This is a genomic window from Paraburkholderia megapolitana, assembly GCF_007556815.1.
In the GTDB taxonomy this organism is placed as follows: Bacteria; Pseudomonadota; Gammaproteobacteria; order Burkholderiales; family Burkholderiaceae; genus Paraburkholderia; species Paraburkholderia megapolitana.
Genome location: NZ_CP041743.1, coordinates 2828114 through 2847367 on the forward strand (window position 1 = coordinate 2828114; position 19254 = coordinate 2847367).

18 protein-coding genes are annotated in these 19254 nt (G+C 62.4%); 3 read left to right on the forward strand and 15 right to left on the reverse strand.

Annotated features, from left to right (window positions below):
• Positions 1–66: 66 nt before the first annotated feature.
• The 11 genes from FNZ07_RS11945 to FNZ07_RS11995 form a co-directional block, all read right to left on the reverse strand.
• On the reverse strand, positions 67–1509 hold the full coding sequence (locus tag FNZ07_RS11945; RefSeq protein ID WP_407670567.1) for a Do family serine endopeptidase: 1443 nt from the start codon (positions 1507–1509) through the stop codon (positions 67–69).
• 60 nt (positions 1510–1569) lie between these two features.
• Positions 1570–1962 carry a hypothetical protein gene (locus FNZ07_RS11950; RefSeq protein ID WP_245811295.1) on the reverse strand — a complete coding sequence of 131 codons (393 nt, stop codon included), beginning with the start codon at positions 1960–1962 and terminating at the stop codon, positions 1570–1572.
• Between the two features lie 49 nt (positions 1963–2011).
• Positions 2012–2815 (reverse strand): hypothetical protein, encoded by an 804-nt coding sequence (locus FNZ07_RS11955; RefSeq protein ID WP_091006557.1) that lies wholly within the window; start codon positions 2813–2815, stop codon positions 2012–2014.
• A gap of 17 nt (positions 2816–2832) precedes the next feature.
• A complete protein-coding gene (locus FNZ07_RS11960) occupies positions 2833–3711 on the reverse strand; it encodes a peptidylprolyl isomerase (RefSeq protein ID WP_245811296.1) in 879 nt (292 codons plus the stop codon).
• A gap of 97 nt (positions 3712–3808) precedes the next feature.
• On the reverse strand, positions 3809–4393 hold the full coding sequence (locus FNZ07_RS11965; RefSeq protein WP_091008713.1) for a YbjN domain-containing protein: 585 nt from the start codon (positions 4391–4393) through the stop codon (positions 3809–3811).
• Positions 4394–4428: 35 nt separating this feature from the next.
• Positions 4429–5115, reverse strand: a complete 687-nt coding sequence (locus FNZ07_RS11970) for a hypothetical protein (protein WP_091008715.1) — start codon at positions 5113–5115, stop codon at positions 4429–4431.
• 11 nt (positions 5116–5126) lie between these two features.
• A complete protein-coding gene (locus FNZ07_RS11975; protein WP_091006559.1) occupies positions 5127–6950 on the reverse strand; it encodes a putative porin in 1824 nt (607 codons plus the stop codon).
• Between the two features lie 105 nt (positions 6951–7055).
• Complete coding sequence (locus FNZ07_RS11980) at positions 7056–7751, reverse strand: energy transducer TonB family protein (RefSeq protein ID WP_245811297.1); 696 nt, start codon at positions 7749–7751, stop codon at positions 7056–7058.
• Positions 7752–7767: 16 nt separating this feature from the next.
• Positions 7768–8190 (reverse strand): ExbD/TolR family protein, encoded by a 423-nt coding sequence (locus FNZ07_RS11985; RefSeq protein WP_091006562.1) that lies wholly within the window; start codon positions 8188–8190, stop codon positions 7768–7770.
• A 19-nt stretch (positions 8191–8209) separates the two neighbouring features.
• The gene (locus tag FNZ07_RS11990) at positions 8210–10024 is read right to left on the reverse strand and encodes a DUF2341 domain-containing protein (protein WP_091006563.1); all 1815 of its coding nucleotides are present in this window, start codon (positions 10022–10024) and stop codon (positions 8210–8212) included.
• Between the two features lie 89 nt (positions 10025–10113).
• A complete protein-coding gene (locus FNZ07_RS11995; protein WP_091006565.1) occupies positions 10114–11775 on the reverse strand; it encodes a ShlB/FhaC/HecB family hemolysin secretion/activation protein in 1662 nt (553 codons plus the stop codon).
• Positions 11776–12493: 718 nt separating this feature from the next.
• On the opposite strand from FNZ07_RS11995, the gene FNZ07_RS12000 reads away from it, so the two are divergent.
• Together FNZ07_RS12000 and gspK are read left to right on the forward strand one after the other, a co-directional pair.
• Positions 12494–13066, forward strand: a complete 573-nt coding sequence (locus FNZ07_RS12000) for a hypothetical protein (RefSeq protein WP_091006566.1) — start codon at positions 12494–12496, stop codon at positions 13064–13066.
• A 33-nt stretch (positions 13067–13099) separates the two neighbouring features.
• Positions 13100–14116, forward strand: a complete 1017-nt coding sequence (gene gspK / locus FNZ07_RS12005; RefSeq protein ID WP_091006568.1) for a type II secretion system minor pseudopilin GspK — start codon at positions 13100–13102, stop codon at positions 14114–14116.
• 6 nt (positions 14117–14122) lie between these two features.
• Here gspK and FNZ07_RS12010 read toward each other — a convergent pair whose 3' ends face one another.
• Positions 14123–15736 carry a type II toxin-antitoxin system Phd/YefM family antitoxin gene (locus FNZ07_RS12010; RefSeq protein ID WP_245811298.1) on the reverse strand — a complete coding sequence of 538 codons (1614 nt, stop codon included), beginning with the start codon at positions 15734–15736 and terminating at the stop codon, positions 14123–14125.
• A gap of 252 nt (positions 15737–15988) precedes the next feature.
• On the opposite strand from FNZ07_RS12010, the gene FNZ07_RS12015 reads away from it, so the two are divergent.
• Positions 15989–16813: a hypothetical protein gene (locus tag FNZ07_RS12015; protein WP_091006571.1), complete on the forward strand. Its 825-nt coding sequence runs from the start codon at positions 15989–15991 to the stop codon at positions 16811–16813.
• 201 nt (positions 16814–17014) lie between these two features.
• Here the strand turns inward: FNZ07_RS12015 and FNZ07_RS12020 are convergent, their stop codons facing one another.
• From FNZ07_RS12020 to FNZ07_RS12030, 3 genes are all read right to left on the reverse strand, one after another.
• Positions 17015–17380, reverse strand: a complete 366-nt coding sequence (locus FNZ07_RS12020) for a FecR/PupR family sigma factor regulator (RefSeq protein WP_091006573.1) — start codon at positions 17378–17380, stop codon at positions 17015–17017.
• Between the two features lie 309 nt (positions 17381–17689).
• Positions 17690–18697 carry a FecR family protein gene (locus tag FNZ07_RS12025; protein ID WP_091006575.1) on the reverse strand — a complete coding sequence of 336 codons (1008 nt, stop codon included), beginning with the start codon at positions 18695–18697 and terminating at the stop codon, positions 17690–17692.
• A gap of 7 nt (positions 18698–18704) precedes the next feature.
• Positions 18705–19253 carry an RNA polymerase sigma factor gene (locus tag FNZ07_RS12030; RefSeq protein WP_091006577.1) on the reverse strand — a complete coding sequence of 183 codons (549 nt, stop codon included), beginning with the start codon at positions 19251–19253 and terminating at the stop codon, positions 18705–18707.
• Position 19254 lies beyond the last annotated feature (1 nt).

Genomic DNA, 19254 nt, shown 5'->3' on the forward strand with positions numbered 1-19254 from the left:
GTTGCGATTCCACGCGATGCCACGGGATATCGCGCGGTGTTATTGAGCGCCGGACGACTCAGCCGCTCACCCCAGATCGATCGGCACATACAGCCGTGCTGTTCCGCGCTGAACCAGCAGCGCGACCTGATCGTGCGCATCGTTGATCTCACTGATGAGCCCTTCGATCGTCACCACCGGCGTCTCGTTGACCGACAGCACCACATCGCCTGTCCGCAAGCCCACGTTCGCGGCCCGGCCGCTAACCTGCTCGATCAGCAGACCGTGGTCGACACCGAGCTTTTGCTGTTCCGCAGGTGCCAGCGGCCGGAGAGACAAGCCTAGTCGCGCCGGCGTCTGCACGTTTGTCGGTGTGTCTGGCGCACTGTCGAGCGCGCCGACCGTCACCCTGATATGGTTCGACTGCCCCGAGCGCCACACCAGCAAGTCCGCCTGCCTGCCCGGTTTGATCTTCGCCACCGTACTGAGCAGATCGACGGAGTCTGCGATATCGCTGCCGTTTACCGCCAGCACCACGTCGCCGGCCTGCAAGCCCGCCTGCGCACCGGCGCCACCCGCCGCCACCGCGCTGATCAACGCACCGTCCGGTTTCGCGAGCCCGAACGAGCGCGCGAGCGCCTGGCTCACCTCCTGCACCGCCACACCGAGCTGCCCGCGACTCACCTTGCCGGTGCGCAGCAGTTGATCCTTGACGTCCAGCGCCACATCGATCGGAATCGCGAAGGCCAGCCCCTGATATCCCCCGGTCTTCGAGTAGATCATCGAGTTGATGGCGATCACGCGGCCGTTCAGATCGAAGAGCGGACCGCCCGAATTTCCCGGGTTGATCGGCACATCGGTCTGGATAAACGGGATGTATGCGGCCCCCGGCAACGATCGCGCTTTCGCGCTGACGATGCCCTGCGTCACCGTGTTCGCAAATCCATACGGCGAGCCGATCGCCATCACCCAGTCACCGACCTCGGTACGGGCTGGATTACCCGCCACCACCGCCGGCAGGTTCTGCGCATCGATGCTGATCACCGCGACGTCCGACAACGCATCGCTACCGATCACCTTGCCCTTGAATTCGCGCTTGTCGGTCAGTTTCACGTCGACGGTGCTGGCATCTCCCACCACGTGACGATTCGTCAGGATGACGCCGTCCGCACTCACGATAAAACCGGAACCGAGGTTCACTTCCTCGCGATTGCCGATCACACGGCGGGCAAGAAATGGCGCGAGCGGGTTGCCCGGCGCGATGCCAGGCGGCAACTGGATACCCATCTGCGGTACTTCGCGCGTCACGCTGATGTTCACCACCGCGGGGCCATAGCGTTTGACGAGCATCGCGAAGTTCGGCATGGCCGGTGCAGGCATGGCTTGCGTCGGCACGACAGCTGCATCCTGGGCCGCCGCCGATGCGGCCATGCCAACACTGGTCAACGTCAACGCACAGCATGCTGCAACCACTCGTAGCGCTCGCTTGAGCTTCACCCGTGCCGTTTGTGCCGTTCGTGCCACTCGCATCCGCCCCGTCCGTTCGATCCTGGCCACCACGTATTCCCTCGTCATCCTGCGGTCCGCTCGTCAAGGCGGCACAGCAACCGACGGCAGCGGCCGTTGTGGCGTGACAGATTTGCCCCAGTTCGAGCCAAACCGGTTCCGCTCGGCGGACAGGTTGAATGTGCCCACACGGTTCGACGGGCCGTTCGCGAGCGCCTCGGCGGCCGTCTGGGAAGCAGCCACACCTGTCGCGGCTGGCGCGGCCTTCGGCGCAAGTTGCGCGCTCAGACAGCCATACGACAGCGCCCGTTGCCCGTCGACCTCGGCGTCAATGCACACCGGCTTCGTGCCCGACGACGCATTCGGTGCGGCAATGTCGGGTGCCGTTGCGTTGCTGCCTTGCGCATATGAAGTGCCCGCCAGGCACACCTGCATGACGCTCACCAGCACCAACGTTACGGCCTGCCTGAATAGCATTTCGCCCCTCGCTCCACAACGTCGCTGTACTCGCAGCACCCCACGACTCTCAATTCCTGTGCGACCGCGCGACAAACCGCCCGAACGCCGCCCGGTCAGCCGCATGCAGCTCAGGCGCAGGCCCAGCCACGCGTTCCGTCCACGGCATCTGCAGCGTATCGACCCGCATCCCGCCGAGCACATCCGCGCCCGTCGGAAACGGCGTGCTCCCCGGCTCCCGGTATTCGATGCGAAAGAGCCCGGGCGCACTTGTTCGTGCGCCCCACAGATCGCCCACGTCACGCACGCTCGCATCGAACCAGAACCGCACCCAGCCGACCGACTCGGGCGCGCCCTTAACCGCCGAATCCGCTAACCGCATAAACCCCGTAAGCACGAGCAGTACGCTCGCCAGATCTTCTTCGCGCAGGTTCGGGTACGACCACAGATTCAGCACATCCGCGTACGCCAGCACCGTTGCAAAGCGCTTCATCGTGAACGACGGACAAAGCTGCTGCACGGCTGCATAGTGAAACTCCCAGCGCCGGACGAAACGCATCCGGTGCGCGAATCCCACTGCGACGTCGTAGGCCTTTCTGACGACCAGTTCATCCGGCTGATACGTCCGGGTTGTCAGCACACAGCGCGCATCGTGAAGCGCGCTCCTGTGACGTACGAACTCGGGTATCCCGAGTACCGGCAAGACTTCGCCCAGACAAAGCGGGCAGCGCGACAGCGACGGCCGCGCCACGCCATCTGCGACGAGCCACGGCCGCGCATCGATCATCGGCTCGCGTTCGGGCTTGACGACAGCGGGTTCGACCGCGGGACGCTCCACCTGTCGTCCGTTGACTGCACGCGCGGTGTGTTCCATGACCGCTCTCCTTGCGCTTACTGCGCGGCAGCGAGCGCCTTCTTGAGCGCATCCTCGTTGATCGGCGCCGCTGCGCTGAGCTTCGCCAGATAGGCTTGCGCGTTTTGCTGCGTGCGCTGTTCGCGCAGCGTCGCGCGAATCTGTTCCTTCACATCTGCGAGTGGCCGCAGGCCGGCGGCACGCGTATCGATGAGCTTCACCACATGGAACCCGGTCGGCGTGCGCAGCGGCGCCGAGATCTGGCCGGGCTTGAGCGCATCCGCGGCCTGGCGAATCGCGGGCAGCAGCACCGTTTCGGGCACAAAGCCCATATCGCCACCATTCGCCGCGCTACCCTGGTCCTGAGAATTCGCTTTCGCGAGCGCGGCAAAGTCGCCGCTGCGCGCCTGGCTGGCCAGATCTTCGGCCTTCTTGCGGGCTTTTTCGAGCGTCGCCGCATCGGCATTGGCGGGCACAGCGATATAGATCTGTGCGAGACGCAGCGCCCGCGGTGTCGCGAACGCGTTGTGATTCTGGTCGTATGCGGCCTGAATCTCGTCATCCGACGGATAGCCCGCGGGCGGCGCACTGACCGACCCCAGGTAGCTGCGCATGACGATGTCGCGCTGCGCCTGATCGATGGCGGCCTGTACCTGCGGCTGCTTGTCCCAACCTTTTGACTTCGCTTCGGCAAGCGCCGTCTTCTGCGCCAGCGTCAAACGCACTATCTGGTCCAAGGCAGCAGGGTCGGCTGCGAGCCGCGTGCGACTGTCTGCATTCAACGACTTGATCAGCGTATCGATGTCCGTTTGCGTAACCGATGCCTGAGCCGTGCTCGCGATCACATCGCCTTGAGCATGCCCGGCAACCGGCAGAATCAGCATCAAACCACTCACTACACTTGCCAGCTTCTTCACCCTTGCCCCCATCGTTTGCATTCACAGGCTGTACTCGCAGGCACCGCTCATCCGCACACGCAGATCGGCTCCTGCGAGCCAGTCCCGCGAGCCTGCGTTATTGCGTCGTCGTTCCCGCGTTGTGCACCTGAAATCCACTCTCGCTGCCCGTGTCGGCCGCCGCTGCATCGGCAGCCGCCATCGCCGGACGGTTACGCAGATGCAGCAGGAATTCCTGCAGCAAGCGGTCCCACAACTCGATCATCGAACGAAGGTGTGCGGTCGCCACGCCGCCCGCGACCACCACGTCCAGCTCCAGCACGAGAAATTGTGCGTGCGCTGCGAGACGTGCAAAACGCTTCGTACGATTCCAGCTCGGTACCAGATCCGCCGGCAGATCGCCCTGCACCTGCAGCGCGCAACTGAGCGTGTAGTCCAGATAGACCGGCGCATCGCCTGCCGTCTGAACCGTGCCCGGTGTTGCCACATTGCCAAAGCGCACGACAAACCCAACGCCCTGGCTCGCGCTCATCAGTTGCACTACGCCATTCTGTTCAGCGGCTGTGACGCGATAACCCGATGCCTTGAAAATTTCCGCGAGTTGTTCGGCGCTGATCGCGTCGAACACCGAGTCGACTGCAGCAAGACCCGCGTTGCTCGTGCCGGCTTCGATGCCGTTGGAATGGATTGCTTCGTTGCTCATCATGGTCTCCGTTTCGGTGGTGTACTCGATGAAGGTCACTTCTGCGCCGCCGACGTGCTCGCCGCACCGGTAGCCGAAGCTGCGGTGGCCGGCCGTGCCGCCGGGTCGAACCTGCCGTCATACAGCTGGTCGCCGTAGCGCTGCGCGATGTCATCGTACTTCACACGTGCACTTTGTGCGAACGGTTCCCGCGATGAGAGCAAAGTGCCGAATCCCACGTGTTCGTATGCATTCAGAATATCGTGCCCCACCTGATACAACTGGCTATTCTTGGCCTGACACGTTTGCAGTTGTGTGTCACGCGTCTTCAGATCGGTTTGCGCCTGAGTGCGCTCCGCATCGCGCGTGCGCGACACCGCCAGCAACTCTTCGTAAGAGGACTTGTATTTAGCGAGCTGCTGCGTGTCCTGCGCGTGGCTCGCCTTCTCGGCGGACAGCGCGCTCTGGGCCGCTGCTTCGCCGCTCGACTTGCCCTGCGTCGCCGCTAGCTGCGACTGCGCCTGCTTCAGATCCGCGAGCGCCTTGTCGCGTTGCTGCTCGGCGCTCGTCTTGTCCGCTTGCAACTGCGCCTGCGTGTCCTCGATCTGTCGCAACTGCTCGGTGGTCGCGCGCAACGCGGCGCGCAGTTTTTCTTCGATACTTTGTGCCGAAGCCGGCCCTGCCGCACCGAGCAACCCGAACAGCAGGCCGGTCGAAACGACGATGAGATGACGTGTCTTCATCGATGGCCTCATCAGAAGCGTGCGTTCAGTTCAAGCTGCAGCACGTCGATCGATACCGGTGGTCCGTACACTTCCTTCGCGCTCAGGTAGCGCGCCGAGAGCCACGTATCGCGTGCAACCGCATACGATGCGCCGAGAATATAACCGCGCGCATTGGTGCCGCCCAGGTGGAAGTCGGGGTCGTTGAATGCATCGAGCGTCGCGTCCGGTTGCAGGTACTTGTACGCAATCGTGAAGTTCCACTGACCCTTGCTCGACGGATCAGGCTCGCCGATCGTGACCTTCGCAAGGAAGCCGTTCGGCCCGCTGCGATAGTCGCCCTGGTTCACATTCGCCGAGGTCGAGTCGTAGTTGTTGACCGGCAGCGACGCTGCGCTGAACGCCTTGTTCGTGTTGTACGCAAGGTTGCGCACGAACTCGCCATCGAGCCGCACCTTCACCCGGTCGGCCAGCACCGTATCCCATTGCGCCTTGATATCGAGCAAACGGTAGTTGTACGCGAGACCAAACAGCTGCGACTCGGGTGTCAGGCCCGGTGCGAGATTCGGGTTCTGCACGATGTTGCGCAGCGCGATCAGCGTATTGCCGCCGAACATGTCGGCCGGCACCCAGGCCTCGTTGTCGGTGCCGCAGCTCGTCGCGCCGAGATAGATCGCGCACGGCGAGGACAGCGTGCCGCGCATGTTCTGGAAGTCGTAGTAGGCGACTGCACCCTTCAACCGGTTCTGCTCGTTGATCTTCCACTCCGCGCCGAACTGGCCGCCGAACATCCAGCGCGTATCGGTACCGACCTTGTCGGTGCTGTTGTTCGGGAAGCCATTGGCCGAGTACTGGATCGGGAAGATACCCAAGGTGCCGAACAGGCGGACGTCGTGATTCGCGGGCAGATCGTGGCTGAAGGTGAACGCGAGACCGTCCATCTCGAGATCGTTCGAGAACAGCAGGTCGGACGTGAAGAACGGATTGTCGAAACGGCCCGCCACGACGTTGAGCCAGCTCGTCGGTTTGTACGCGAAGAATGCCTTGTTCAGCCAGATGTTCTGCTTGCCGAAGTTGTTACCCGCGTAGGCAGTCGTCGTGACCGGTGCGTTGTCGTTGCCGGTGGCGAGCTGGATGCCCGCGCTCAGATCGTCGGTCAGCGTTGCCGTCAAGCCGAAGCGCGCGCGATAGCGTTCCAGGTTGTTGCGGTTCTGCGTCGTGTTCTGCGTCGGAAACTGCGTGTTGTTCGTGTTCCCGTTGATATCGAATCCGCCGGCCTGATTGATTGCGGCGAAGTTCGTGATGTTGTTTGCGTTGCCGCTGCCGTAGAAGTGGTACTCGTCACGCACGCGCAGATCGCCATCGAGCTTGATGCGCGATACCCAGTCCGGGAACGTATTCGGTTGCGCCCAGTTTTCGGCCTTCGCCTGCGCGACCACTTCCTGCTTGACCTGATCGCGGATCTGGTCGCGCACGATCTGCGGCACGTACGGCACGGCTACGTCGCCGGGCTGGGTCGGTCCATTCACTACCGCTACGCCGCCACGTGTGGTCGAAGCAGCGGCTACGTTCGCCGACTTCGCCTGCGCCGCCTCGCTCTTTGCTTCGCTGATCAGATCGTTGGCATTGGCCTGTGTCAGCACCCCGCGCTTGACGAGCAGATTGATCAGGTTGATCACCACGCTCTCGGTCGGCGCAGCCTTCGCATTCCCCGCCTGCGTTTCCAGCGACTGTGCATGCGCAACGGCGGCGCATCCCATGCCGAGTGTGAAGACCGCTACGCTGATGCGCGAGCGGCGAAAGTGCTTACCTCCACCGCGCGTACCCTCACCCCGAAAGCTCATCTTGCCAATCATTCTGATTCTCCGCATAACCGCTGTTTTTTTACCGGCACTGTCCCGTTGTCATCGGGACTGCCCCTGGGTTCGAAATTCGTGGATCTGTTCTGTGTCGATGTCGTTTCAACCCGGCTTGCGCCCGAGCAACTTCACGAGCACCGGGTAAGTCGTCGCGGGTGGCGGTGGTTCGTCCACCTGGCCGAGCGCTTCGACCGCGGCGATCACGGCTGCATCGATTTTTGGGTCGCCGGTCGATTGCGCGACCGTCACCCGCGTAATGCGGCCCGAAGGCTCCATCCATAGATTCAGGTTGCCCGCGAAGCGTGTTCCGCCGACGTCCTGCACGCCCTTGTCCTGCTCGATCGCGCGCTGCAGCGTGTACACCATGTATTGCGCGTAGCTCGCGTTGCCGAACTTGCCTCCACCGCCGCTACCCGCCATGCCGGACCGATCGCCCGCACCGATGCCGAAGTTGTCCGTACCGGCCTGCGCAGACGTGTTCATCGTCATCTGCTTCGGCTGGTTGTCCGACGGCTTCGGCGTCTCGGACGGCTTAGGTGCGACCGTCGGCTTGTCCACCGGTGTCTTCACCTCATCGATCTTTTCGGGCGGCGGCTTCTGCTTCGGCGGCGGAGGGGGCGGCGGTGGCGGCAGCGGGATGACGGTGGTCACCTGCGGCGCTTCGGCGCGCTTTACCCCTGCGGTGTCGCTGGCGAAGTGCCAGACAAGCGCCCCTAAGCCGATCACGATCAGCGCGATCACCACCGGCTTGATGAAGCGGCCAGGGCCGTCGCCAGGACCGCCGTCGGGGTAGGTCATTTCCATCGCGTGTCCCCTAGCCGCCCGCACCCGACCCGGCCTGCGCCTTGCCGGTCACGAGTCCCACCTGCGACAGATCGAGTCGACGCAACAGGTCGAGTACGTCCATGACTTTCTGATAAGCCACCGTCGAATCGCCTTTCAGCACAATCGGGAATTGCGGATTCGTCGCCTTCTCGGTGCGCAGACGGTTCTCGAGTTCGTCCATCGTCACGGGGTACGCGTCGAGGAAGATCTGCCCCGAATCGGAGACTGTGATCGCCTTGGTCTTCGGCTTGGCGAGACTCGCGGCCGAACTCGCCTTGGGCAGGTCCACCTTGATGCCCTGCACCGACGCGGTCGTCATGATGATGAAGATGATCAGCAGCACATATGCGAGATCGAGCATCGGTGTGATGTTGATGTCGTCATACGGCTTGTCGTCGTCCTGAACCTGCATGGTGAAGCTCTCCGTGTGGTCAGTCGCCAGCCAGTGCGTGATCGGGGCTACGATGGGCTTCTGCGAGACGCGTGACGAATTCATCGACGAACACCTGCATGTTCGCGGTCACGTTCTTGTTGCGGATCAGCAGATAGTTGTAGCCAAAGAGCGCGGGGATCGCGACGAACAGACCGGTCACCGTTGCCAGCAACGCGGCCGCGATACCCGGCGCGATCGCGTTGACGTTGACGTCGCCCGCGGCGGCAATCGCGGCGAACGTGATCATCACGCCGACCACGGTGCCGAGCAGGCCGAGGAACGGGCCGCCGGAAATCGCGATGGTCAGCAGCACCATCGATTTCGACAGACGCTGGTTTTCGCGCACGAGCGTGGCATCCATCGATGCGCGGATCGCTTCGATCGACTCCGTCGTGATGACCGTGCGGCCGTTGCCGTCTACCCGGCTGTGGATTTCATGAACGCCCGCCTTGTACAGCCGATACAGCGACGACTGATAGAGGCGCCTGCCTTCATTGCTCTTCTCGTCGACATGAGCGAGCCCTACGAGATGCCGGCCCGCTACTTCACGGAAACGCTGCACAAAGTAGTTATTCGCCTTGTCGACGGTGCCGACATACGATGCCTTGTTCCACATCACGACCCACGAGATCGCTGCCATCGCCAGCAGGATGCCGATGACCACCCACGCATCGACCGTCACCGACTTGACGATCACGCCGAAGTAGCCAAAGCCGAAGCCGGACTGCTTTTCGTCCGCGCCGTAATTCACGAGCTTCGATTCCGAACCTTGGGAGAACGAGTCGAGTGAGATCAGTGCGGCTGAGCGCGCTACTTTTGACAGGCGCAGTTCATCGATCGAACCACTGAAGCCCGCAAAGCCTGCCGTCGAACCCGCTGCGTCGCCGGCGACCGTGGCGGCACCGGTCAGCGCGGGCAACGTTGCCGCAACCTGTGCGACCTGCTTGCCGTTCGCATAGACGGTCAGGTTCTTTCCATCGGCCGTCACTGCGAGGTATGTCCACTGGTTTGCAGGCACCGGCTGCGCAGCGGGCGTCCGCACGGGCCCCGTGCTACCTGGCATACCATCGATCTCCGCAAACGGCGCACCGTTATCAAGTCCGATCAGCAGTGCATTCGCACCATCGCGGCGACCATAGATGAGCGTGTTCGGTGCCAGCGCCGCGGGCTTCACCCATGCACTGAACGTGAAGCTGCCACCTGCGCTCACGGCGAGCGACGGACTGGCCGGCAGGTTCAGCGGTGTAGCGCCGTCGAATTTCGCCGCCTTGCCGATGATGCCGTCCTCGACGGTCTTCGCCGGCGCGTTCTGCGCGTTATTGCCGTACGCGGTCACGTCTTTCGCCGGTGTACCTGCTGCGCCATCGAAGTGGTACACGAGCGTGTAGTCCGGATCGAATGTTTCGGCGGCCTTGCCACCGTCGGGCGCCTTCTTGTTGCCGTAGTACATCCAGATGTTCTCGGTGGCGCCCGCAGGCATCTGCGGGACGTCCACCCAGATCAGCGCCACACCGAGCACCGCGTCGTACTGTTCGATGTGATAGTTCAACGGCGTTTTATCGTCGGTGGCGACGAAACGGATATCCGCACCGTTGTCCTCGAGCCCGTCGAACTGGAAATTGCCGGAGTGCAAACGGATCAGCAGCGGCACGCGACCGGCGGATTCCACGAGGTTCGCCCCCTTCGGGCTCGTGTCGATCGTGATGGCCTTGCGGTACGACCAGTCGTTTTGCCACCACGCATTGGCCACACCCGGTACGCAACCCAGCAGCACCGTCACGACCGACAGAAAGAGAAATAGCGCTCGCTTCACAATCCACTCCCCGGAATAAGCCGGCCCGTGCTCCGGGCGCCGGCACAACAGATTTGAAAATCGTTCAAGGTCATCGGCGCCATCGCGTATCAGAAGCCCAGCCGGACATAGAAATCGAAACGCGGGCTGTATTGCTTCGTGTAAACACCCGCTTTCAGCGGCCAGCCCGCTTCGAAATCCGCGCTCGCGTATTTGAGTAGCTGCAAGCGCGTACCCACGCCGACGCTCAACAGGTTGAAGCTCGAGGTCTGTTCAGGCAGCGGGCTCAGCAGCCACAGATGCGCCGCATCGATAAAGGCGTGGAAGCGCCACTCGTTGATCTGGCTTCCCACCGCGCCGCCGAGGTACTTCGTCAGCGACGGGCTGCGCAGTTCGAGCGAACCGATCACGCCGCTGTCTGCCGTGTCCTCGGCCTGCATGTAACCGCGTACGCTGTTCATGCCGCCCGCAGCGAACTGTTCGCTCGACACCAGCGGCGCACTCGCGAGCTGCGCGCTCACATGCGCGTTGGCCTGGATGTCGTGGTTGAAGAGCTGCGTGTGATTGATGTCGAACTTGCCGTACACGAAGTCCGGCGTCGCGTTATAGCGCTTGTTGTCCCACGCAGCACCGTCGCTGCCGATACCGCGAATCGTCGTCGTGAGCGACGCCGAGAATGCGGTCTGCGAGTTTTTCAGGCTTAGCTGCGAGTTGTACGAAATCGTCACCGGCACGTAAGTCAGCGGTGCGCTCGAGGTCGACCCTGGCAACGAGTCGACTTCGTCGTAATGCTTGCGGTCGATCTCGACGCTGACCGACTGCGCATAGGTATCGGAGCCCGGCAGCGTGTAGATTGCCGTGAACCCGTAGGTCGTACCCTTACCGAGCACACTCACGTTACCGAGCGACGCGACATTACTGTCCGAGTGAATGACGGTAGCGAGAAAGCTCCAGTGCGAGTCTTTCAGCGGCGCCAGATATGAGAACGAGTACACGCGCGCATCGTTGGGATGCTGAGGCGCAATCAGATAGGTTCCCGAAAGAACATGCCCCAGTTGCCAGAGATTCGAGTAGCTGAGCGTTGCACTAGTCCGTAGCGATGAGGTGCCCGGACTGTTGTCGTTGTTCATGTCGAGCGTGCCGTGCAACGGGCTGTGATCGTCGACCTTCAGGTCGACGTCGACGGTCTGCGGCAACGCGCCGGGCTTGAGCACGGGGATCACCTGGCGATCGGCTGAACGGTTCAGGTCTGTGAGCTGCTGCTGCGCCTGGGTAAAGTCGGGCACATTGCCTTCGGCGAGCGCCGGCACCGCGTCGCGGATGTTTTGCGGCGAGTTGTACTTCGCGCCTTCCACGCGCAGCCGCCCCACCTTCGCCTCGACGACCTGTAGCACGATCACTCCATCCTTGACCTGTTGCTGAGGAAGCTCCACTACAACCGACTGATAGCCTTTGTCCTGATACGTCTTCTGCAGTGCATCGCGTGCCGCGTTCACGTCGTCGATCGTCTTGCCCGGTCCTTCAAACGGATACACGGCCTTTTCGATATCGATGCCTTGCAGCTTCGTGTTGCCGCGCACTATGAATTCATTCAGATCGAACGTCCGCGGCGCATTCGATGTCGGCGGCGCAACCGGTGCCGCGTCGGCGGCCTGCTGCGCACGAACGCCAACCGTAAGACTCAACCCGCTAATCAGCACCACACCGGCAAAACACTGGTGCCTCGTCGGGCGCCTGTGTTCGTGTGGTTCCCCGTCTGCTCTTGGCGGCATGCGCCACTCCCCTTTTCTGATCCAGATCATTGCTGCCACGGGTACACTCAACAACGTCGCCCCGTTAACACAATTTCGTTACAGACCAGTGACATATAATTCGCCATCCTCAACAAGAAGATGACGATGAGGTTCATCAAGATCACTAGCGCCGCTATTCGCTGCAGTCAGTCGATGACACAACACCCACACGTCAAAAACTGAATCGGTCAGCGTCCCACATCTTGTTTTCGCGGCTCGTCAAATCCGCTATCAAGGCTCTCATCGTTAAGGACGAATCGAATCCGCATAACCCGCATATTTTTAAACGCGTTCGATACCTGGTTTTTCTGACAGAACGATTCCGCGAAATGCCGGGCATCGCACGAGTCGATCGGCTACCGCGAAAGCGCAAAGCGAGAATGATTCCGTGCCGACCTCCGGGAAGCAGGCAACTCTGGGCGGGAAGATAGATGGGGAAAAACGATGTGCGACTGCGGCAGGCCTCGACGGCGCCTGATGACACGCGATGGCACCCATTACAAAACCTGACGACGTATCGTAGAAATGAAATGTGACGCTTGCATGACTCCGTCGCGAGGCATACCTCGGGAAAAACGGTGCCCGCTATGCGTACGGCCAACTGCCGCGCCAATACTCAAATTCGATCGTGCGGCATACGCGTCGTCTAAACGTCTTAATAGTAAGTACACGGACAAAGCAGACGGAGAGCAGGCCCATGTTGATCATTACGATGCTGTTGCGACGAATTGCGGGAAGATTGAGCGCCGTACCCACGACGTCAGGCCGCTTGCCGCGCGACAGTTCCGCCAGCAATCATGTGCCGGCACCGCTGTACTGGCGCACGCCATGGCTGCGCTGGCACCTGCTGTCCTGGATCACGCTGACGCTGCTCGCGCCACCGTTCTGGGCAATCGGCATCCTGCTGACAATCAACCCGCACAGCGATCAACCGTGGTTCTGGCCCGCCACCATGGCGATCGTGCCGCTCGCCAACGGGCTGGCGATCCTGCTCACGAATCAGCGCCATCACCGCGCGCGCTTCACCAGCCGACGCGACGTCACGCTCTATTACTTTGCCGTCAGCATGCCGATGTGCTGCGCGCTGTTCACGCTCGTGCTCTGGGCGACCAACGCGATCACCGGCCTGGTCGGTCCGCTGGCGGTCGGGACGCACGGCACGCCATCGACAGTCATTGCATTGTGGGCGGCCGGTCTCATTGCGGGTGTCGGCATATCGTCATCTGCGCATGCCAGCATCCTGCACGCATGGCTCGCCTTCGAAGCCTGAGATCAATCACTCCATACCCGCGGGATCCGTTAAATGCACGAGGGCACATCCCGCCGCACGGCAAGAAGGACGACGACAAGGACGGTAGCGGCGCGGCGCGAACGCGGTATCGCCATCGTGGCCGTTCTCCTGATCGTTGCGCTCGCCGCCGTGCTTGCCGCGAGCGTGATGTGGCGTCAGCAGGTCGCCACGCGCGACGTGGAAAATCAGCGCCTCGCCGTCGAAACGATGTGGGCCGAGCGCGCAGCTGTGGAATGGGCGCGCGCGGTATTGCGGGCGCAAACGATTACGTCGAACGTGACGTACAACGGACAACCGTGGTCGGCCCCGGCAACCGAGGTACAACTGGCCGACTTCATGCCTCCCGCCGCGACCGCGGTCAATGCGGAACTGTCGCGCGCGAAGATCTCCGGCGAGGTAGAAGACGCGCAGATGAAGTTCAATCTGATGAACCTCGTGTCGCGCATTGCGCCTGGCAAGCCCTGGCAGGTCAATAGCGACGGCCTGCTTGCCTATCGCAGGTTGCTTGGGGTGCTGTCGATCGACCCGGCGCTCGCGAAGCAAACCGCCGATTACATCCTGAGCTCCCTGCGCGAGTCGAATAGCGCGGGCGACTGGCCGCTGCAACTCGTTTCAACGGTCGATCTCGCCCGCGTGCCGGGCTACGACGCACATACGATAGAAACGCTCACGCCGTTCGTCACGATCCTGCCCGACTTCACCACGGTCAACGCGAATACCGCAGCAGCACCGGTTCTGATGGCCGCAATTCCAACGCTATCGGACAGCCAGGCACGCAGACTCGTCGAGCGCCGCAACACGGCCTACTTCGTCAGCACCGGCGATATTGCCGAAGCGCTTGTGCCAAGCCAGGGCAGCGCCGCGCTCCCCGATGGATCGATAGTCGGTGTGAACAGCGGATACTTCATCGTTCACTGCCGCATCCACTCTGCGCGGATCAACGTTCGGATCGACACGCTGATCGCGCGTTACGGCATCGGCAACTATAGCTGGACAGCCGTTATCTGGGCCCACCGGCTCGTCGACTAGACCCGTTTAGTTCAGCGAAGGCTCGCTGAACGCGGCAGGCCCCGTCATCTGCGCAAACGCCGCATAGTCGAGCGACAGTCGGTCGAGACTCGATTCACGCACTTCACCGAGCAGACGGTTCCAGTTGTCGATCGAGACGAGCAGCCCGATTGGCCGGTTGTATTTCGTGACCATCACCAGCGCTTCGCCGGCATGCCGCAATGCCTTGGATGGATTGCTGCTGAAGTCGCGTGTTGCCATCGCGATGGTGGGTAGCCGGAACGGACCCAGCGCATCGAGCTCCATGTCGCCATGAAGAAGGCGTTCTACCGTGCCCGCGCGCAGTCGTGCCTGCGATTTCGCCGACAGCTTGTTTTCCTGTCGTCTTCTGCGCTCGCTGCGCGGGTCGATGTGCACGGCGAGACGCCGCACGATCTGACCCAGTTCCGCTGCGGGCAGCTGATCGTAGCGCCGCCAGTTCTCGGGCGGCAGCGCGATCATCATGCCGCCGTAGGCCGCTTCGATGCCGGTGGAGATATGTAACGGCAGCCCTTCGAGATCGTGGGCATCCAGCGCGAGCGTGCTTCGCACCGCACCTAGCATCACGCTGAGCACGTTGTAGGCCACAGCGACGATGCTGCTGGCTAGCGGCATTGCACGCGACGGTACGGCGGCAGCCATCGCGCAGTCGAACAGCGCATCCATCGGTAGCGGCAATGAGTCGCTCCAGCGCCGGCAGGACAGACGGACAATCTGCAGCGCGTCGAGATGCGAAGCCGGCACGTTCGTCAGAATGCGGATGGTTGCGTCCGCATCGTTAGCGGAATTGACGCCGCTACGACGCCATTCGATCCGCCGGAAAACCAGCGACGCACCGCACCCATCGTCAATGCCAACGGTCTGCTCGAACACCGGAGCATCGTCGAGCTGCCCCGTTTCGCGCGGTGCATCGAGTTCGCGGTACGCAGCAGCGCAGCCATGTTCCTGCACGATGAACGCGCTACCGCGACGCGGCCAGCCCGAAAGTATCGCGTTGGTATTGAAACGGCCGTCGACGATCCACAAATCGCCCGGTTGCAGCGACTCCAGATACGCCCCGAGGAACGCACGCTCATGAATATGGCCGCGCTCACAAGGCACGAGATCGACGATCATGCCGAGATCCGGATCGTAGACGGGCAGCATGCGCGGCTGCGGCGTTACATCGCGTCCGGCATCATTACCCGCGACGACATGCGTGCAGCCTTCAGGCCCGGGCGTGCATTGCATGCCCAATGGCATCCGGCGGCCATCCAGCACCCTGAGCCGGTAACCGGTAACCGTCGACGGCGACTGGTCCGCGCGCGGCAAGGCGGCAGGCACCAGCAAAGCGGCGCTCTCCTTAACGAGCCCCCTGCTCCATCCGCTCTGAAGACGGCTCATCCTGTCGTGCAGCGACGTGACGAGCGCGCCGAACTCGGTGGATGTGCCCGCGGGCAAATGATGCGTGCGCTGCGCAGGCGTTGCGATCGCAACCATCGCCTTCGCCGTCATCGAGAAAAGCTGCTCGCGCGTCGCCTCGCAGTCCTGTTCCTCGCCTCTTTCAAACGAATCGTCCAGCCACTCCGCGTGCAGCCCGCATTGCATGACGAGCCTGGCCATGACTGCCATCGGGCTATGCTCGACAAATCGTTCCATAATTGTGCGTATCACGTGATTGCCTCGTCGCTGTTTGGCAAAGCGTTTCCACGGATCCCCCAGGTTACGCCGCTTTGCGGCAGAATCGCCGCGACTATCCCTGCCCCGCCTGTGTTTTGCCTGTACGTCACCCGTCCTCGCTTTATGTCGTCACGCTGTTCGTTTTGCTGCGTGCTATCCTCGCCCCAGCCAGTTCGAGCCCACTAAGGACCCTGCATGTTCGTAGATGCACGCGTGGCCCGCGGCCGCGCCAGGTTCGACCTGAACCGGTCTCCCCGGATGTTTTCTGAAGAGCGTCGCGGAGAAGTCAGCGCGATCATCACGACGTGTCTCGACAACTTCACCGGCACGCGCAACCGGCGCAACCTGCTGCGGCTGCTCGAGCGGCAGGTCGCGCCGAAGCTCGCGCGGCTCGGCATCGATCCCTATGTCGGCGTGCTCGGCCAGATTGAAGGTTTGTTCGTGAACTTTTCGACGATGAGCGCCGAACACGGACTGCGCGAATTCCAGTTGCAGGTCACCGTGCCGGAACTCGTATTGCGCAGCTTCGCGTGCAGCGTGATCAAACCGCATGCCGTCGCGCGATGCATGCAACGCAATGGCGTGATGTCGGTTGATGAGATCGGACACGAAACCAGCGTGGCATTCGTGCTGGCCCGCGTGATGCGCCCGCTCGCGCTTGCCGAGAAATGGCAACAGGTTGGTGTGCCGGGCCTGAATGGATTGTTCGTCGGCGTCATGACCGATAGCGACGACATCTGCATGAATACCTATCTCAAGCCGGCTAGCAATGACCGTGCGTCGCGCTGGAGCAGCTTTGCCGAACTGTTTGCCACGATGCCCAACTGGAGCGCGGAGCAGATCCGGCAAGGAAGCGATTTGCTGCAATGGACGGTCAACCATATCGTTGCCTTGCGAAAAACCGCATCGTTCGTCGAGCGTTTTCCGTTTCTGCTCGAGCCCTACCACAGTACCGACGATCCGCTTGACGCGACCTGGAACGCTGCCCGCGCGAGTGCCCGGACGGAATCCCGCTCCTGATAACGCCAGCTTAAAAGTGCCGGACACCGCGTACGATCCGGCCCGCAAGCGACGCCACACAAATTCGTCTCACATAAACTAGGTCGTAGCGACCACGCTTAACCCGCATATTTTCTTTCGACGTTTGTTTCGATGTTTGTTTTGACGAGTTGGTGCGGCGCGTGCCAAGGCGGTGCGGGTCGCGGGTCGCCCACCGACCGTTCAATACGAGCGCACCCGGCCCTCGCGTGGCGAGCGCGAACATACACGTGGTTTTTCGTCGGCGGGTGGATGTGAATACGTGCGGGAGGATCTTTCGTCACGCGCGCTGCGCTCCTTGCGGGCGAGCAACCCGAGCATGCGCCAGACCCACGCAACTTCGTGTGCCGCCCGCGCGTGCTCCGCGTTTTGTGTTCGCCATTTCCGAAACGCCTTGAAGTCGGCTTCGCCTGCGTTACCTGAACGCAACCAGAGCAGCCAGCGGATGGCGCTCTCGCGAATCTCCTCGCGTGTTTCCGCGCGGATGTCCTCGACGGTCGACTGCGCGTCGAAGCAGGCCGGCCCAGGCCGTGAAGCTTTCGTCGTCATTACGCCTCCGTCTGGAGCAACGGACGCCCTCGCATCCCGTAGCGAATCCACGACGTCGCCATGCTGTGCATTGCCGTGCACATCTGCGAACGTGGCTTATGCCGGCCGCATATCGTAGCGACAACATCGTCGGCTCTCGTATACAAGTCGTATGGAACGGGCGTAACCCGCAGATATAACGACGCAGCAGCGGCAAGTGCTGTGATCGATGAAATCTTTGCCGTAGCCCGGATCGGCTGAAATCGCCGATGGGTAAGGCGATGAGTATGCGGCTGGTATAACGCCAGCGTCACCGCCATTGAAAGCGAGTTAGCTCAGCAAGACAATCTTTCCGGGCAACTTCGTCACATGCGCACCGTAGAGCCGGCCGAGCATGTCGATCACATCGTCGAGCCGCGTGATCGGGAACTGCGCCTGCAGACGATTCTCGCCAAGCGCGGCGTTTCGAAGGATGACCTTCCCCGACCGGTAGCGATTGATCTCGTCGACGACCTCGGAAACCGGCACGCCGTTGAACACGAGCACACCGCGACGCCACGCAATCACGGCGCCGGGATCGACGCGCGACACGGGCCGTACCGCGCGATCGTCGTAGACCACCTGCTCGTCGGCGGCGAGCATCACACGTCCGCGCGGATGATCGAGCGCAACCGAACCCGAAATGCAGGTGACGCAAACCTCATCGCCTGTGCGCCGTACGTTAAAGCGTGCGACCTGCGCCTGCATCCGGCCCGGTCCCGCGACGACGGTGACGAGCCGCGCGGGTTCGGCCCGCGTCGGCGACGCAGCGACCGCATTGATTTCCGCTTCGCCGGCCAGCAGTTCTACGCCGCGTGTGGCGGTGCTCACGGGCAGAACGTCCAGTCGCGTCTGCGTGTTCATCTCGACCGTCACGCGCTCAGACAATGTCACACGACGCTGCTCGCCGGTGCCCGTCCGGTAGTCCGACGAGAGATCGGTCACCGCTGGCCACAGGTTCATCGGCGGACGAAGCGCGAGCCACGATGCGCCGGCTGCAACGGCGAAGCCGACGAATGCGCGCCGGCCGGTACGGATCGCGACGGTGCGGCTCGGCTCGCCCGTCCATGCGGTGCCCGCAGCGCGCTCCTCGCGCGCCACTTCCGCCGCGGCGGTGCCCAACGCACCCCATGTATCGCGCAGCAAACCTGCTGCCTGCGGATGCTCGACACACCATTGCTGGAAGGCCGCGGCATCCGCAGGGCTCACATTCTTTTCCGAGCGCAAGCGCAACAGCCACGCGCTCCCTTCATCGAGCGCGTGGCTGGCTGCAGAATCGACCTCGGCTTTCCTCATCATCAGATGCTCAAAATTTGCGTGGTCCGCTTCTCGAATCCGGGAACGACTCGCCCGGGTCCTGCATACGCTGCAGACAATACTTCATCGCAGCACTGAGCTCGCTTTCCACGAGACGCAGCGAAATGCCGAAACGCTCGGCAATCTCGCGATTCAACTGCCCGTCCACGCGCGCGGCAAGCAGAATCGCCCGACGGCGCGGCGTCAGGCCACGCAGCACTTCCTTCAGATCGTCCACCTTGCGTCGCGCGGCCACGATGCGCTCGGGATCGGCCAGTTCGTCGTGCTGTTCGAACTGCGGGTCGGCATCGTCTTCGTGCGTATGACGTCGCTCGCGGCGATGCTGATCGATGGCGACGTTGTTCGCCATGCCGAGAATATACGCGTCGGCGTTCGCCACCTGCGTGGAAACGTTCGCGCTTTCCAGACGCAGCCATGTTTCGTGCAGCGCGTCGGCGGCACCGTCCTTCGACCCGGTCACGCGTTCGAGCCGCCGGACCAGGTACGTGTAGCGCGACGCCAGGATATGCCTGAGCTGGGAACGACTGGTATCGGACATG